At 66.5% G+C, this 16,333-nt stretch carries 13 protein-coding genes and 3 tRNA genes; 13 read left to right on the top strand and 3 right to left on the bottom strand.

Features of this window, described 5'->3' with window-relative positions; genetic code table 11:
- The first annotated feature begins 126 nt into the window (after nucleotides 1–126).
- The 5 genes from dusB (at nucleotide 127) to AC1DDO_RS12485 (ending at nucleotide 4,935) form a co-directional block, all read left to right on the top strand.
- Nucleotides 127–1,305, top strand: a complete 1,179-nt coding sequence (gene dusB, locus AC1DDO_RS12505) for a tRNA dihydrouridine synthase DusB (RefSeq protein ID WP_476869030.1) — start codon at nucleotides 127–129, stop codon at nucleotides 1,303–1,305.
- The gene (locus AC1DDO_RS12500; protein WP_476869029.1) at nucleotides 1,298–2,587 is read left to right on the top strand and encodes a deoxyguanosinetriphosphate triphosphohydrolase; all 1,290 of its coding nucleotides are present in this window, start codon (nucleotides 1,298–1,300) and stop codon (nucleotides 2,585–2,587) included. The genes dusB and AC1DDO_RS12500 overlap by 8 nt, the downstream gene beginning before the upstream one ends.
- 52 nt (nucleotides 2,588–2,639) lie before the next feature.
- A complete protein-coding gene (gene dnaG / locus AC1DDO_RS12495) occupies nucleotides 2,640–4,601 on the top strand; it encodes a DNA primase (protein ID WP_476869028.1) in 1,962 nt (653 codons plus the stop codon).
- Nucleotides 4,602–4,654: 53 nt separating this feature from the next.
- A tRNA-Asn gene (locus AC1DDO_RS12490) sits at nucleotides 4,655–4,727 on the top strand.
- A 135-nt stretch (nucleotides 4,728–4,862) separates the two neighbouring features.
- Nucleotides 4,863–4,935, top strand: a tRNA-Asn gene (locus AC1DDO_RS12485).
- 127 nt (nucleotides 4,936–5,062) lie between these two features.
- Here AC1DDO_RS12485 and AC1DDO_RS12480 read toward each other — a convergent pair.
- Both AC1DDO_RS12480 and AC1DDO_RS12475 read right to left on the bottom strand, forming a co-directional pair.
- Nucleotides 5,063–5,470, bottom strand: a complete 408-nt coding sequence (locus tag AC1DDO_RS12480) for a hypothetical protein (RefSeq protein WP_476869027.1) — start codon at nucleotides 5,468–5,470, stop codon at nucleotides 5,063–5,065.
- A 506-nt stretch (nucleotides 5,471–5,976) separates the two neighbouring features.
- On the bottom strand, nucleotides 5,977–7,200 hold the full coding sequence (locus AC1DDO_RS12475; protein WP_476869026.1) for a multidrug effflux MFS transporter: 1,224 nt from the start codon (nucleotides 7,198–7,200) through the stop codon (nucleotides 5,977–5,979).
- A gap of 184 nt (nucleotides 7,201–7,384) precedes the next feature.
- On the opposite strand from AC1DDO_RS12475, the gene AC1DDO_RS12470 reads away from it, so the two are divergent.
- The 6 genes from AC1DDO_RS12470 (at nucleotide 7,385) to AC1DDO_RS12445 (ending at nucleotide 12,820) form a co-directional block, all read left to right on the top strand.
- Nucleotides 7,385–8,263, top strand: coding sequence for a phage holin family protein (locus tag AC1DDO_RS12470; protein WP_476869025.1), 879 nt, complete (start codon nucleotides 7,385–7,387; stop codon nucleotides 8,261–8,263).
- Between the two features lie 55 nt (nucleotides 8,264–8,318).
- Nucleotides 8,319–8,942, top strand: a complete 624-nt coding sequence (locus AC1DDO_RS12465; RefSeq protein WP_441409351.1) for a CDP-alcohol phosphatidyltransferase family protein — start codon at nucleotides 8,319–8,321, stop codon at nucleotides 8,940–8,942.
- The gene (locus AC1DDO_RS12460) at nucleotides 8,942–9,844 is read left to right on the top strand and encodes a DMT family transporter (RefSeq protein ID WP_476869024.1); all 903 of its coding nucleotides are present in this window, start codon (nucleotides 8,942–8,944) and stop codon (nucleotides 9,842–9,844) included. Before AC1DDO_RS12465 ends, AC1DDO_RS12460 begins: the two co-directional genes overlap by 1 nt.
- A 105-nt stretch (nucleotides 9,845–9,949) precedes the next feature.
- Nucleotides 9,950–11,146: a glycosyltransferase gene (locus AC1DDO_RS12455; RefSeq protein WP_476869023.1), complete on the top strand. Its 1,197-nt coding sequence runs from the start codon at nucleotides 9,950–9,952 to the stop codon at nucleotides 11,144–11,146.
- Nucleotides 11,147–11,341: 195 nt separating this feature from the next.
- Nucleotides 11,342–11,418, top strand: a tRNA-Ile gene (locus AC1DDO_RS12450).
- 211 nt (nucleotides 11,419–11,629) lie between these two features.
- Nucleotides 11,630–12,820: an acyl-CoA dehydrogenase family protein gene (locus AC1DDO_RS12445; RefSeq protein WP_441409354.1), complete on the top strand. Its 1,191-nt coding sequence runs from the start codon at nucleotides 11,630–11,632 to the stop codon at nucleotides 12,818–12,820.
- 231 nt (nucleotides 12,821–13,051) lie between these two features.
- Here AC1DDO_RS12445 and AC1DDO_RS12440 read toward each other — a convergent pair whose 3' ends face one another.
- Entirely contained in the window at nucleotides 13,052–13,612 is a 561-nt protein-coding gene (locus tag AC1DDO_RS12440; RefSeq protein WP_476869022.1) for a M23 family metallopeptidase, read from the bottom strand.
- 704 nt (nucleotides 13,613–14,316) lie between these two features.
- Here AC1DDO_RS12440 and rpsB point away from each other — a divergent pair.
- Nucleotides 14,317–15,216 carry a 30S ribosomal protein S2 gene (rpsB, locus tag AC1DDO_RS12435; RefSeq protein WP_476869021.1) on the top strand — a complete coding sequence of 300 codons (900 nt, stop codon included), beginning with the start codon at nucleotides 14,317–14,319 and terminating at the stop codon, nucleotides 15,214–15,216.
- A gap of 133 nt (nucleotides 15,217–15,349) precedes the next feature.
- Nucleotides 15,350–16,186, top strand: coding sequence for a translation elongation factor Ts (tsf, locus tag AC1DDO_RS12430; protein ID WP_441409357.1), 837 nt, complete (start codon nucleotides 15,350–15,352; stop codon nucleotides 16,184–16,186).
- Nucleotides 16,187–16,333: the final 147 nt, after the last annotated feature.

Raw genomic sequence — 16,333 nt, 5'->3', positions numbered from 1 at the left:
AACCCGGACGAAAGCGGTCTCCGTTCCGGGCCGCGGCGGCACCCGGCGTTTCCCGCGCAGCGGAAGATTTCCACATAGCCGAAGCGGGGACCGGGCCGATTTGCCCGGCTTTGAGACAATGGTCGGGTGACTGTTGTAGCAACGCCTCCCGCCCCCAAGCTGGAACTCCCGCCCCTGAAGCTGGGCCCGATCACCGTGGACACCCCCGTGATCCTGGCTCCCATGGCGGGCATCACCAACTCCGCCTTCCGAAGGCTGTGCCGTGAATACGGCGGCGGCCTGTATGTGGCGGAGATGGTCACCTCGCGTGCCCTCGTCGAGCGCACACCGGAGTCGCTGCGCATCATCTCGCACGACGACGACGAAAAAGTCCGCTCCGTCCAGCTCTATGGCGTAGACCCCGTGACCGTCGGCCAGGCGGTCCGGATGCTGGTCGAGGAAGACCGGGCGGACCACATCGACCTCAACTTCGGCTGCCCCGTCCCCAAAGTCACCCGGCGTGGCGGCGGCTCCGCCCTTCCGTGGAAGATCGACCTCTTCACCTCGATCGTCCAGACCGCCGTCAAGGAAGCCTCCAAGGGCAACATTCCGCTGACCATCAAGATGCGCAAAGGCATCGACGATGACCACCTGACATACCTAGACGCCGGCCGGATTGCCCGCGATTCCGGGGTCGCCGCCGTCGCCCTTCACGGCCGCACGGCCGCACAGTTCTATTCCGGCCAGGCCGACTGGTCCGCCATCGCCCGGCTGCGCGAGGCCCTGCCGGACATTCCCGTCCTGGGCAACGGTGACATCTGGTCCGCCGAGGACGCGGTCCGGATGGTCCGCGAAACGGGAGTGGACGGCGTCGTCGTCGGCCGCGGCTGCCAGGGCCGGCCGTGGCTGTTCGGCGATCTCATGGCCGCGTTCGAAGGCAGCGAGCAGCGCTACCGGCCGGATCTGCGCCAGGTGGCCGAGAGCGTGTACCGGCACGCCGAACTCATGGTCGAGACGTTCGGGGATGAGGGCAAGGCCCTGCGCGAAATCCGCAAGCACATTGCCTGGTACTTCAAGGGTTATGTGGTCGGCAGCGAACTGCGGACCAAACTTGCGCTCGTCACCAGCCTTGAGGTGCTGCGCGGAACCCTGGACCAGCTGGACCTCGACTCACCGTATCCGGGAAACGACGCCGAGGGCCCGCGCGGCCGCGCCGGCTCTCCCAAAAAGCCCGCGCTGCCCAAGGACTGGTTGCTCAACCGGACGCTGGATGACGAGCAGACCCGCGACATTTCCTTCGCCGAACTGGACGTCTCCGGTGGCTGAGACCCGGACCACCGCCCCCGTCCTGGACGGCTACACCTCCCGCGACTCCGCCCGCTGGGTCGAAGAGCCGCCCAAGAGCACCTACCGGTCCGACTTCGAGCGCGACCGTGCCCGGGTCCTGCACTCCTCGGCGCTGCGCCGGCTCGGCGCGAAGACCCAGGTGGTGGCCCCCGATACTGACGACTTCGTCCGGACCCGGCTCACCCACAGCCTCGAGGTGGCCCAGGTGGGCCGTGAGCTGGGCCGCGCGCTCGGCTGCGACCCCGACGTCGTGGACACTGCGTGCCTCAGCCACGACCTCGGCCACCCGCCCTTCGGCCACAACGGCGAATCGGCCCTCAACGAGGTCGCCCATGGAATTGGCGGCTTCGAGGGCAACGCCCAGACGCTGCGGCTGCTGACCCGGCTGGAGCCGAAGGTCCTGGCCGCGGACGGCCGGCCTGCCGGCCTGAACCTGACCCGGGCGAGCCTCGACGCCGCCGCCAAGTACCCGTGGTCCGCCGTGAACGCGCCCGTCATCCACGGCGAGCGGACCAGCAAGTTCGGCGCCTACGAGGACGACCTCCCCATCTTCGGCTGGATCCGCGACGGCGCCCCGGAACGCCGGTCCTGCCTCGAAGCCCAGGTCATGGACCTGGCGGACGATATCTCCTACTCGGTGCACGACGTCGAGGACGCGATCGTCGCGGGCCACTTCCAGCTGCGCTGGATGGACAACCCGGACCACCGCGCCCGCGTCGTCGGCTACGCCAAGCAGTGGTACCTGCCGCACAACGAACCCGCCGCGATCGACGCGGCCCTGGCCCGGCTGGAAGCCACGAACGTCTGGGTGCGCGAGGCCGACGGCAGCCGCAAAGCCATGGCGGCGCTCAAGGACATGACCAGCCAGCTCATCGGCCGCTTCTGCCAGAGCGCCCTGGAAGCCACCCGCGCCGTCTACGGCCCGGAAAACCTGACCCGCTACAACGCCGAGCTGATCGTCCCGGATGACACCGTCATGGAAATCGCGGTGATGAAGGGCCTGGCCACCACCTTCGTGATGACCACCGAACACCGGCAGCCCATCTACGAGCGCCAGCGCGAGGTCCTGCACGCCCTCGTCACCGCCCTCAGCGCCACGGGCGACCGCCACCTGGAGCCGATGTTCGCCGCCGACTGGCGCGACGCCGCGGACGACGGCGCGCGGCTGCGCGTCGTGATCGACCAGGTCGCATCGCTGACCGACGGCTCGGCCCTGGCCATGTACGAGCGCCTCGTGGGCAGCCTGCCGTCGCTGTGGTGACGGGGACCGTGGCCGGCGGACCGGTGTCGTACCCGGGGACTAGGATGGCACTGTGGCCGGCCTGATCAAACGCGAAGACATCGACGAAGTACGCCAGCGCACGGACATCAAGGAAGTCATCGATGGCTACGTGACGCTCAAGGGGGCCGGGCTGGGTTCCTACAAAGGCCTGTGCCCCTTCCACGACGAGCGTTCACCCTCCTTCACCGTCCGGCCCCAGGTTGGCCGGTACCATTGCTTTGGCTGCGGCGAGGACGGCGATGTCATCTCCTTCGTCCAAAAGCTGGACCACACCTCCTTCCACGAGGCCGTGGAAAAGCTGGCCCACCGGATCGGCTTCGAACTCCACTACGAGGACGGCGGCTCCGGACCCAACCGGGAGGACATCGGCCGGCGCCAGCGGCTGCTGGACGCGCACAAGATCGCCGACGAATACTTCCGCGCCCAACTGCTCACCCCGGGCGCGGCGGAGGGCCGAAACTTCCTGTACGAGCGGGGCTTTGACCGTGCCGCGTCGGAGCAGTTCGGCGTGGGCTATGCGCCGCAGGGCTGGGACTCGCTGCTCAAGCACCTCCGCGGCCGCGGCTACACCGACCCCGAGCTCAAACTCACCGGCATGTTTTCTGAAGGCGGCCGGGGAATCTACGACCGTTTCCGTGGCCGGCTGATCTGGCCCATCCGGGACATCGCCGGCGACACCATCGGCTTCGGCGCCCGCAAGCTCTACGAGGACGATCAGGGCCCGAAGTACCTCAACACACCCGAAACCGCGCTGTACAAGAAATCCCAGGTCCTCTACGGGATCGACCTCGCCAAGCGAAACATCGCCAAGGACCGGCAGCTCGTGGTCGTGGAAGGCTACACCGACGTCATGGCCTGCCACCTGGCCGGCATCCCGACGGCCGTGGCCACGTGCGGCACTGCCTTCGGCACCGAGCACATCAAGGTCGCCCGCAGGCTCCTCTCCGACGACGGCAGCGGGGGAGAGGTCATCTTCACCTTCGACGGCGACGCCGCCGGGCAGAAGGCCGCCCTGCGCGCCTTTGAAGAGGACCAGCGGTTCGTCGCGCAAACCTTCGTGGCTGTGGAGCCCAGCGGCGCAGACCCCTGCGAACTCCGACAGTCCAAGGGCGATTCCGCCGTCCGGGACCTGATCGCGAGCCGCCGCCCGCTGTTCGAGTTCGCCATCCGGGCCACCCTGAAACGGCACAACCTGGACACCGTGGAGGGCAGGATCGCTGCCCTGCGCGAATCCGCGCCCGTGGTGGCCCAAATCCGCGACGCCGGTATCCGGCCAGCCTACGCCCGGGAGCTGGCCGGCTGGCTGGGAATGCCGGTCGAGGAGGTCAGCAGGGCCGTCGGAGCGGCGACAAAGCGTGCCGCTCAGGCTGCCTCGGCCCCGCCGGGCACCGGCCACGGCCACGGGAACGCGCCGGGACAAGGCGGCGGGCAGGGCTATGCCGGGTCCGGCCGCGGCTTTGCGGGGCCGGGACCGGGTGTCGCCCCCTTGCCGCCGTCGGACGTGCTTCCGTCCTTCAACCGGCCGGATCCGCGGGATCCCGTGGCAGCGATGGAGCGCCAGGCGCTCGAAGTCGCACTGCAGGAGCCCGGCATTCTGGTGGGCGAAACGTGGCAGCGTTTCTCGGAAGCGCGGTTCTCCACGCCCGCCTACCTCGCCATCCACGAGGCCATCCGTGCCGCCGGACTGGCGTTCGCCGGAGACCCGGTGCGCTGGGTGGAGCAGCTGCTCCACGAGGTCCCCGAGCCGCTGCGGCCGCTCGTGTCCGAACTCGCTGTCGTGCCCCTGCCGGCCAGCACGCCCGAGGGCGTCCAGCGCTACTGCAAGGACATTCTCGCGCGCCTGTTCGAACTCCAGATCACCAGGGTGAAGGCCGAGAAAATGGGCCAGCTGCAGCGTCTGGACGCCTCGGCCGATCCCGAGGAATTCCAGCGGCTCAATCGCGAGCTCATGCAGCTGGAGATGCAGCGGCGGTCCCTGCGCGCGGACGCCTGAGCCGCCGATTTCGTTTCCCGGGCTGGTGTTTGCTAGGCTTATACCCGCTTCATTCCTCCTTAGCTCAATTGGCAGAGCATTCGACTGTTAATCGAAGGGTTGCTGGTTCAAGTCCAGCAGGAGGAGCGCGCAGTCCCCGTTCCGGGTTCCGGAACGGGGACTTTTTTATACCCGGAGGGGGTATTTCGCGTCCTGCCGGCACTGGCCCCGCCGCCGATTTCCCTACCGGCGAAACCTTTGCTAATGTCATACCTGCTTCATTCCTCCTTAGCTCAATTGGCAGAGCATTCGACTGTTAATCGAAGGGTTGCTGGTTCAAGTCCAGCAGGAGGAGCGGACAGGTCCCGCGGCAGGTGAAAACCCGCCGCGGGACCTTTTTTATTTCCCTGGTTCTTGTCGCGCTGCTTTGTTTTCGTTGTGGCCGTTGGCGGCTGCCGGGGCTTGTGCTGGCCTTTGCCGGCTCAGACGAAGTACATTTCCACCTGGAGAAAACGCTGGGCCTCGGCGACGGCGGCCTCGAAGGCCTCCCGCTCCGTGGGGGACTTCCGCGGCTCGCGCGGGTGCCATTCGTGCGGCGCCGAATGGACCTGGGTGAATCCGCCGCCCGGGGGCGCGTAGAAGATGCCGAACCTTTGCACCGGCCATTCCGGGGAGCTTTCCGGTGCCACCAGGAGGGCGGAGTCATACGCGGGGTTGTACCACTGGGCAATCGGGCGCCGGCGGTCTTCGGTGAACAGCCCGGAGGCGTACAGGGCCGCCGACTGCGGACTGGTCTGGCTGCACAACCGATCCCACCACAGGGGCAGGATTCCGGAGTCGCACCGCTGCCATGTGGCCGGAAGGGGCTGGTGGTCCTGCCTGTCGGGCATGAAATAACTTTATCGCCCGCCGCGGACGTCGAACAGGGTGCGGGTGTGTCGGGGGCAGGGGGCGACGGCTCGCTATGTCAGGGGTGCCCGCGGGACATGCCCAGTGCTGACCCTGGCGAGTGGACATAATGCCCCCGTGCCCAGTCCTCGGCGCCAAGAATGGGCATGTCCCGCGGGGGAGGCCTCCAAGAATGGGCATGTCCCTCTGGGGAGCCCTAAGAACGGGCATGTCCTGTCCATGCCCGGTGGGTGCTCAGTTCCGAAAAGGGCCCGGGGGGACATGCCCAGTCCCGGCCCTGGCGAGTGGACATAATGCCCCCGTGCCCAGTCCTCGGCGCTAAGAATGGGCATGTCCCGCGGGGGAGGCCTCGAAGAATGGGCATGTTCTAATCGATGTCCCCGCGGGTGTCATGTCCCTCGCGGCGAGCTGCGAAGAAACGGGCATGTCCCGCAGGGAGGCCTCGAAGAATGGGCATGTCCCCCCCGGGGCGGCCGCCGGGAGTCCGTTACTGGATCGGGGGGACCGTACTTGGGCGGACGACCAGCCACAGCGCCGCGGCTGCCAGCAGGATGCAGACGGCCTGGACGGCGCCCATGGGGGTCGCGGACCCGACGCCGAGCCAGCCGACCACCGGGGAGACAAGACCCGCCATCATGAAGGTCGCCGCGCCGAGAAGCGACGCCGCGGTTCCGGCCTGGGCGCCGTGCTTGGCCAGGGCGAGCACCTGCACGGTGGGGAACGTGAAGCCGGCGCCGAGGATGTAGAACCACAGGGGCACCAGGACGCCCCACAGCCCGAAGCCGAGCTGGTCGAAGATGACGATCAGGACGGCCATGACGAACATCCAGGCGGTGGAGCAAGCCAGGATCCATTGCGGCGGGACGCGCCTGATGAGCCGGGCACTGGTCTGAACACCCGCCACGATGCCGAGGGAGTTGATGCCGAAGAGCAGGCCGTACTGCTGGGGCGTGAAACCGTAGACGTTCTGAAACAGGAACGGCGAGGCGGAGAGATAGGCGAAGAGGCCCGCGAAGTTCATGCCGCCCACCAGCAGCAGGCCCACGAAGATCCGGTCGGAGAACAGCACCTTGTAGCGTTGGCGCGCGGTCATCCCGGTCTTGCCGCGCATCTCTGGTGGCAGGGTCTCCCGGATCACGAACAGGGCCGCGATGATGACGCAGGTCCCGTAGGCGGCCAGGAACAGGAAGATGCCCGGCCAAGGCATCAGCAACAGCAGTTGGGAGCCGATCACCGGGGCGAGGATCGGGGCCAGGCCGTTGACCAGGGCCATCCGAGAGAACATCCGCACCATGGCGTAGCCGCTGAACAGGTCCCGGACCATGGCCATGGCCACCACGCCGCCGCCGGCAGCCCCGATGCCCATCAGGATACGGAAGAAGCCCAGCGTGGCAATGTCCGTGGACTGGGCGGCGCCCAGCGATGCCGTGATGTGTACCGCCGTCGCCAGGATCAGGGGCAGCCGCCGGCCGAACTTGTCGCTCAGCGGGCCCACTACGAGCTGCCCCAGCGCGAACCCGATGGTCGTCCCCGTGAGCGTCAGCTGCACAGCGGCCTCGGAGACGCCAAGGCTGTCTTCCAGGGCCGGGAACGCAGGCAGGTAGAGATCCACAGTGAACGGCCCGAGGGCCGTCAACGCGCCGAGCGTCAGGATGTACAGGAATTTACGACGGCGGGTCAGGGAATCACCGGGATTGGGGGGTGTGCTCACAGAGGTCCATCCTAGGGCCCGCACACCTGCCCGACGGGTGGTTGGGCGGGCGCGCCACGCCTTGCCCGAAAAGGCCTCCCACGAGCCGAAATGATAGTTTTGACACCGGGGTCTGTGCGAAGCTGTCCAGACCCGGCAAGCCCGCGGTAGCGGATCGACGGATGGCACCAGTTAGGCGGGACCGATGAGCGGACGTCACAGCGGCGGGACAAACAGCGGGTTGCGCATCTCCGAGCTCCCGCAAACCGTAAAGACAATCTTCACGCTGGCGCCCCGACAGCTCAATGACGAGATTGCTCTGGCCAAGGCCGAACTTAAGCGCAAGGGAGTCAAGCTCGGCGTCGCCGGCGCCTTCTTCGCCGTCGCCCTGGTCTTCGTAGCGCTCCTGGTGATCGGACTCGTCGTGGCCGCGATCATGGGTCTGGCCACGATCATGCCGGCATGGCTCGCAGCCCTGTTGGTCTGTGCGGTCTGCCTGGTCATCGCCGTGATCGGGGCGCTGATCGGGCTCAGGAAGTTCAAGGCGCTCATGCCGCTGGTCCCCGAGGAGACCATCCGGGGACTCAAGCATGATCTCGGCATCGCCAAGGAAGGCTCCGCCTTCGACGCCTCGGTCCTGGACCCGAACTCCGAAAAGTACAAAGCCGCGAAGGCCGCCAAGGAAGCCGCTGCTGCCAAGGCAAAGGCGGAAAAGGAAGCCCAGGCTGCCGCGAAGCCCGACCTCGGGCCCGTCCTCACAGAGGCCGAACTCCTGCGCCGGCTGGATCAGCGGCGCACGCATCTCACCGAAGTCCGGGACAACCTCGGCCGGGAACTCGATGTCAAGACCCAGGCCCAGAGCCTGCTGGCCGTCACCCAGGCCCGGCTGCAGGACGGCAAGGAGCAGCTCGGCGACAAGATCGCAGGCCTCCGCTCCTCAGCCCGCTCCTCGTCGTGGTCGCCCACATCCGCTGACGGGCAGGGCCTTGCGGCCAAGATCATGCAGCGCTGGAAGCCTCTTGCTGTGCTCGCCGCATCCGGGGCCGCCCTTGCGGTCCTGGTGCGCAGGCTGATGAAGGGATAGGCGGGCCCCTGAAGCCGAACGCCAAACCGTTGCCGTCCACGGAAAGGGGGAATCGATGAAGTTCATCGGCGCTGGCGCCCGCCCCGGGCAGCCCCTCGTCCACCGCGATGCGGTCTTCACGGTTCCCAATGTCCTGACGGTGGTGCGCTTCCTTGGCGTTCCCCTGTTCATCTGGCTGGTCCTCGCCGAGCACGCGTACGGCTACGGTGCCCTCGTGCTCGCCATCATGGCCAGCACCGACTGGGTGGACGGCTACATCGCCCGCCGCTTCAACCAGATGTCCAACCTCGGACGGGTCATGGACCCCATCGCCGACAGGCTGTCGCTGATCGCCGTAGCGGTCACCCTCGTGATCGCCGGCGTCGTCCAGTGGTGGTATCTCGCCGCGCTGCTGGTCCCCGACGCGGTCCTGCTGGCCCTGTCCCTGTTCTACTTCCATGGCCACCCGGACCTGCCGGTGAGCCGCATCGGAAAGATCCGCACGGGCCTGCTGCTCGTGGGCACACCGCTGCTGGTGCTGTCCAAACTCCCGGTGCCCGCCGCCGAGGTCTACGCCACCCTCGCGTGGATCTTCCTGGGCCTGGGCCTGGTAGGGCACTGGATCGCGGCCTATAACTACGTCTGGGCCATCATTGGCAAGGGCCGGCAACTCCGCGAGCACGACGGCGGCACCCGCTGATGGTCTGGCTTGCGGTTTTGCTTGCGGTCCTCGGCGCCTTCTGCCTGGCGTTTGGCGCCCAGCGTCAAGGCAGCGCGGTCAAGGCCGATACCGGCGGCCTGGCGCTGAGCAGCCACGGCCTCTTGCGGCTCGCCCGCAATCCGCGCTGGGTTTTCGGGCTCTTGCTGCTCTGCGCCGGGATGGCGATGAACGCCGTCGCCCTCGTCATGGCCCCCTTGACGGTGGTGCAGCCGATCGGCGCGATTGCGCTGGTCATCACCACCGTGGTCAACACCAAGGACCAGGGCCTGAGTATGAACCGGGCAACGGTTGTGGCGATCTCTTGCTGCGTGACCGGCTCAGCGCTTTTCGTGCTGCTGGCCGTCAACGCGACCCAGGAGAACCACAACGTCAGTGCCTCGGACGAGCTGACCATCGTGCTGCTTCTTGCCCTGGCTGTGGGGCTTTTCGGCACACTCGCCATCCTGTTCAGGCACCGCCTGAGCGCATTCGTCTATATCCTCGGCGCCGGCGTCCTGTTCGGCTTCGTGGCTGTCCTGACCCGCATCATTGGCAGGCATCTGCTCGATCCCAACGGACAGTTCCTGCTGAATGTGCCGTGGTACAGCGTGGTTGCGATTATTGCTGCCGGCGCCCTGGGATCGTGGTTTGTCCAAAACGCCTACTCCAGCGGACCGCCGGACCTTGTGATCGCCGGATTGACTGTGATCGACCCGATTGTAGGCATCGCGATCGGCATCGTGATCCTGGGCGAACTGCGCCCGGATGTCCAGCCTGTGACGGCTATTGCCATGGGGACGGCCGCATTGCTTGCTATCGTGGGAGTCATAGCCCTTTCCAGGCACCACCCGGAAGTCACCAAGCGCAAGAAGGACGCGCGGAAGGCGGCGGGCAGGTCCTAGGGCATCAGTCCAGACTTCGGCTGCAGGCCCGGCGCGCCTGCGCCGACCGCCAGCCGGCCGCCATTGATCCAGCTGTCCGCACAGCGACCACCAGGAGCTCTTCACGTGACCAAGTCCGACAACCAGCCCTCGCTGACCATCCTGATTGCCGCTGACACCTATCCGCCCCACGTCAACGGCGCGGCCCAGTTCGGCTACCGCCTCGCCAAGGGTATGACGGCACGCGGACACAAAGTGCACGTCCTGGCCTGCCGCCCGGGCAAGGGCGCGAGCTACAGCGAGTTCAGCGAGGAAGCCACCGTCCACCGCCTGCGCTCCCACTCCGTGCCCACGCACGAGTACTTCCGGGTCACCTTCCCCTGGGAGATCAAGAAGGAAATCGGACTCCTGTTCGACCGGATCCAGCCGGACGTGGTGCACATCCAGAGCCACTACATGATTGGCGAGCACGTCCTCTACGAGGCCGTGAAGCGCGGGATCCGGGTAGTGGCGACGAACCACTTCATGCCGGAAAACCTGAACCCCTTCCTGCCGTTCCCGCAATGGTTCAAGGACATTATCGGGCGCATCTCCTGGAAGGACATGGGCAAGGTGATGGGCCAGGCCGATGTGGTGACCACGCCCACTCCGCTCGCCGCCAAGGCCATGCACCAGCATGCCTTCCTCCGCAAGGTCCTGCCGCTCTCCAACGGCATCGATGCCTCCGCCTACGAGCTGGGTCCCGGCGAAACCGTGGAGCGCCATGCCAGCCCAACCGCACTCTTTGCCGGCCGCCTGGCCGAGGAGAAGCATGTGGACGTGCTGATCGACGCCCTGGCTAAAACGCCCAAGGACCTGGACATCCACCTGGAAATCGTTGGCGGCGGGGAAGTCCGTCCGGCCCTCGAGGCCCAGGTGGCCCGCCTCGGACTGACGGACAGGGTCAAATTCCTCGGACTGGCCAGCGACGCGGACCTCCGCAGGGCCTACATCACGGCCGATGTGTTCTGCATGCCCGGCACGGCAGAACTCCAGTCCCTCGTGACCCTCGAAGCGATGTCGGCCTCGACGCCGGTCCTGCTGGCCAACGCCATGGCGCTGCCGCACCTGGTGCGCGAAGGGGAAAACGGTTTCCTCTTCACGCCCAACGACAGCAATGACCTCGCCGCAAAGCTGGAGCGCGTTTTCTCGCTGCCCGCGCACGAGCGCGAGGCGATGGGCAAGACCAGCCGCGAAATGGTGGAGAACCATGGCATCGCGCGCACGCTGCAGACCTTTGAGGACATCTACCGGGGCGCCAGCTACGACGACCTGGTGGTCTAGGCAGGCTGCCTCCGGCGGTCTGCGGCGGTCTGCGGCGGTCCGGCTGAGGGCTCGGCAGGCCGTAGGTGGACGCTTCGCCTGCGGGCTGGGCGCTCTCCGGTGGCCGCCTGCACGTGTGATGCGTCTACTATTGCTAGAGTATTTTTGCCCGGAATCAATCCGGCCCCCGCGGGCCAGGCCTGGTTCCGGGCGCAAGGGGCTATAGCTCAGCTGGTTAGAGCGCGGGACTCATAATCCTAAGGTCCTCGGTTCAAGTCCGAGTAGCCCTACCATTCTGCGGAATTCTCCTCATCCGGAGCCCGCAACCCCCACGAAAAAGCGGAGCCGTGGCTGACGTACGATGTCGGCCACGGCTCCTTTTTCGTGGGCGAGCGGGCGCTTGCAGGCGCCTCCAAACTGCGATATGTTACTGACCAGTAACATATCGCCGGCGCGAAGCCCCGCGTCCTTTAGGTCGACGCTGACCACGAGTGAAGGAACATCATGTCCAAAGCTGCAATCGACATCCACAACTTGCCCTACGCCGATGGCGACTTCTTCGCTTTCGAGCAGCTCCTCAGTGCCAAGGAGCAGGACAGGCTGGCCGAGGTCCGCGAGTTCCTGGCCCGCGAGGTCAAGCCGATCGCCGTGGATTGCTGGAATCGCGCTGAGTTCCCGATGGAGCTGATCCCGAAGCTTGCCGAAATCGACCTGGTCAGCCCGGTCAGGAGGCAGGGCTATTCGAACCTGTTCGCCGGAATCCTGCACGCCGAAGCCACCCGTGCGGACACGTCGATCGCCACCTTCATGGGTGTCCACGACGGGCTGTTCACCGGCTCTATCGAAGCCCTTGCCTCCCAGGAGCAGCAGGACGCCTGGCTCCCGGACATCTACTCGCTCAAGAAGATCGGCGCATTCGGCCTCACTGAACCCCTCGGTGGCTCCGATGTCGCCGGCGGAACGCGGACCACGGCGCGGCGCGAGGGCGGGAACTGGATCCTGAACGGGGCCAAGCGCTGGATCGGCAACGCCACCTTCTCCGACTGGGTGGTCATCTACGCCCGGGACGTCGAGGACAACCAGGTCAAGGGCTTCCTCGTCGACACCAAGACCGAGGGCTATAGTGCCACGAAGATCGAGAACAAGATCTCGCTGCGCACGGTTCAAAACGCCGACATCACGCTGGAGAACGTAGTGGTGCCGGACTTCTTCAAGCTTGCCAACGCCAACAGCTTCCGCGACACCAACAAGGTCCTGAAGGTCACCCGCCTCGCCGTGGCCTGGCAGGCAGTGGGACAGCAGCTCGCAGCCTTCGACGTCGCCCGGCGCTACGCCGTGGAACGCAGCCAGTTCGGCCGCCCGATTGCCTCCTTCCAGCTGGTCCAGAACCAGCTGGTGCAGATCCTCGGCAACGCTGTCAGCTCCATGGGCATGATGGTCAGGCTGTCCCAGCTCGAGGACGCGGGCGAGGCCAAGGATGAGCAGTCGGCCCTGGCCAAGGCGTTCACCACGGCCCGCATGCGTGAAAGCGTGGCACTGGGCCGGAGCATCCTCGGCGGCAATGGGATCGTGACCGACTTCGAGATGGCCAAGATCTTCGCGGATGCCGAGGCCATCTATTCCTACGAGGGCACGCACGAAATCAATACCCTCGTCACCGGCCGGGCGATCACAGGCATTTCCGCGATCGTCTGACACGGTTTGGTGAGGCGGTCCGCTGAGCGGGTCCTTTGACACGGTCCTTTGACGCGGTCCTTTGATGCGGTCCGCTGACGCGGTCCGCTGATGCGGTCCGCTGGTGCGCGGCGGCCACCGCCTCGCCGCCGTAGGGGCCGTGCGCGGTGAACTGTGCACGGTGAACAGTGCGCGGAGGAACAGTGCGCGCAGTCGTGCGGAATCAGCTGCGGCCGGCCGTTCGGGCCGGCGTCACCCGGGCCCGGAGCTAAGGGGCGGGAGCAGGACCGAGGGTCTGAGATCCATCACGAAGGCCAGCGGATTGATGTATTCCTCGCCGCGGCGGACGCCCCAATGGAGACAGGGCGGCGCCGGGCCGCAGTGGCCGGCCCGCAGCTGCCCCAGGATGTCACCCGCCGCCACGGCGGCCCCTACTGCCAGGGCGCTCGCCACCGGTTCGAAGCTGCTGCGCAGCCCGTTGCCGTGATCGATCGTGATGACCGGCCGGTCCACCACGACCCCGACGAAGCTCACCGTCCCGGCGGCCGGCGAGATAACCGGGGTGCCAACCTGGGCCGCCGCAAGGTCCACGCCGCGGTGGCCGCTGAGCCATGGCCTGGCCGGGGGATCGAAGGCCCGCAGAACCGCCGGCCGCGGGCTGAGCGGCCAACTCCAGTCAGGTGCCGGGACAGACCCTGCCTCGTGGGAGCCGCGGACCGTGGACGTCGCAAGCCCAGGAACCTCTGCGGGGGAATCGGCGGCGAGGGGCGAGAGTAACAGGAGCACAGCCGCCAGGCCGGGGAGAATCTTCATGGCACCAGCCTGCCCGGGCGGGGAGTCGGGTGGAACTGCCACGGGTGGCTATGTGGATAGCGGTACGGGCGGAAAGTGGGGGGAAGCCAGGGGTGGATCCGGCGGCCAGTCCGGCAGACAATCAGCCCGCCGGCCCGGCAGACAATCAGCCCGCCAGCCCGGCAGCCAATCCAGCCGCCTGCCCGGCAGTCAATCCGGCCACCTGCCCGGCAGTCAATCCGGCCACCGGCCCGACAGTCAATCCAGCCACCGGCCCGCCCTTCAGCAGGCCCGCCTGCGCCTCCGGAGGCCCCGCCGGCCCGGGACCGCAGGCCCCTGCGCAAGCCCTGTTTCGCCGGCCCGCTGCCCTGCGAAAACCGTCCTCCGGGGCGGGGCCGCTGTAGTACACTTGGTGGAGCAGTTTGCTGTGCCCTCACGCTAGTTCATCGCGTTAATCGAGATTGTCCGAGCCGGCACGCCTCATTCAGGGGTGCGGGGGAGCAGTGGCTGACTAACGCGTATCCAGCCCTCCTCAAAAGAAGCCTAAAACTTCCGCTGCGGAGGACTGCGCCTCCTGCGGTCCGTTCCATATGGCACGGATGGGAAGCGCGGTGGATGCCAGGAGCAACGCCCGCCCCGGGCGAAAGCTAAACAACCGTCAACTATTGGCAGGGTAAGAGAGCCATGGGCTCTCTCATGAATGACCTGCCGGAAGGAGCGTCGGCATGCCCGTCGTAACTATGCGCCAGCTGCTTGACAGCGGCGTCCACTTTGGACACCAGACCCGCCGTTGGAACCCGAAGATGAAGCGGTTCATCTTCACGGAGCGCAACGGTATCTACATCATTGACCTGCAGCAGTCGCTGTCCTACATCGACCGTGCCTACGAGTTCGTGAAGGCCACCGTTGCACACGGCGGCACCGTCCTCTTCGTCGGCACCAAGAAGCAGGCGCAGGAATCCATCGCCGAGCAGGCCACCCGCGTTGGCCAGCCGTACGTCAACCAGCGTTGGCTCGGCGGTATGCTGACCAACTTCCAGACGGTCTCCAAGCGCATCCAGCGCATGAAGGAACTCGAAGAGATCGACTTCGACGACGTCGCCGGTTCCGCGTACACCAAGAAGGAACTGCTGCTCCTTCGCCGCGAACTCACCAAGCTGGAAACCAACCTCGGTGGTATCCGCAACCTGACCAAGGCGCCCTCCGCTCTGTGGATCGTTGACACCAAGAAGGAACACCTTGCTGTCGACGAAGCCAAGAAGCTGAACATCCCGGTTGTGGCCATCCTGGACACCAACTGCGATCCTGACGAAGTCGACTTCCCGATCCCGGGCAACGACGACGCCATCCGCTCCGTCAACCTGCTGACCCGCGTTGTCGCCGACGCCGTTGCTGAGGGCCTCATCGCCCGCAACCAGCGCGCCACCGGCACCACGGAAGCTCCGGAAGAGCCGCTGGCCGAGTGGGAGCGCGAGCTCCTCGAAGGCAACAAGGCTGAAGCTGCTGCAGCGCCCGCCGCTGAAGCCGCACCGGCAGCCGAAGAGGCTCCCGCTGCCGAGGCTGCTCCGGCCGCTGAAGCCGCACCGGCTGCTGAAGAAGCACCGGCCGCCGACGAAGCCAAGTAGTCAGACAAATAAATCTGGATCTCCCCGCATGCGCTCCGGTGCATAGGGGTACCGACAGGATGGCCGCTCACCTGGTGAGCAGCCGTCCTGTCGGTCCGTACACCACATAAAATTTCTAGACAGAGGGGTTCACATGGCGAACTACACTGCCGCTGATATCAAGGCTCTGCGCGAGCGCACCGGCGCCGGCATGATGGATGTCAAGAAGGCTCTTGACGAAGCCAACGGTGACGCCGAGAAGGCCATCGAAATCATCCGCATCAAGGGCCTGAAGGGCGCCACCAAGCGCGAAGGCCGCTCCACCGCTGAAGGCCTGGTTGCTGCCAAGGTCGCCAACGGCGTCGGCGTGATGATCGAAGTCAACTGCGAAACCGACTTCGTCGCCAAGGCTGACAAGTTCATCCAGCTGGCCGACAAGGTCCTGGCCGTGGCCGTCGAGTCCGGCGCTGCCGATCTCGAGACCCTGCTGGCCACCGAGGTTGACGGCAAGCCGCTCTCCGAGGTTGTCGTCGAAGAAGGCGCCATCCTGGGCGAGAAGGTTGTTGTCCGCCGCATCTCCCGCATCGAGGGTGCAACGGTCGACGCTTACCTGCACAAGACCTCCAAGGACCTCCCGGCCCAGGTCGGCGTTCTGTTCGCTGTCGACGGCGAAGGCGAAGCGGCTGCCACCGCAGCTCACGACGTCGCCGTGCACGTCGCCGCGATGTCCCCGAACTACCTCTCCCGTGAGGACGTTCCGGCCGAGCTCGTCGAGTCCGAGCGACGCATCGCCGAGGAAACCGCCAAGGCCGAGGGCAAGCCCGAAGCTGCGATGACCAAGATCGTAGAAGGCCGCGTTACCGGCTTCTACAAGGGCGAGGTTCTCCTCGACCAGGCCTTCGCCAAGGACGCCAAGAAGTCCGTCGCGCAGGTCCTCGAAGAGGCCGGCGTCAAGGGCACCGCGTTCACGCGCTTCCGCGTCGGTTCCTAGTCAGCGGCTGGCCAGACACCAGTCAGGCATTAGTCAGACACGCTAAGGGGGTGGTCACCATGGTGGCCACCCCTTTTGCATGCACGCGCGAGGCACCCGTTCCGGTCACGGCCCGAATGCCGCCTTCGGCGTCCAGCACGATAACCT

It is taken from the genome of Arthrobacter sp. 10N43 (assembly GCF_056394525.1).
This window is presented reverse-complemented; position numbering and strand designations above follow the sequence as displayed.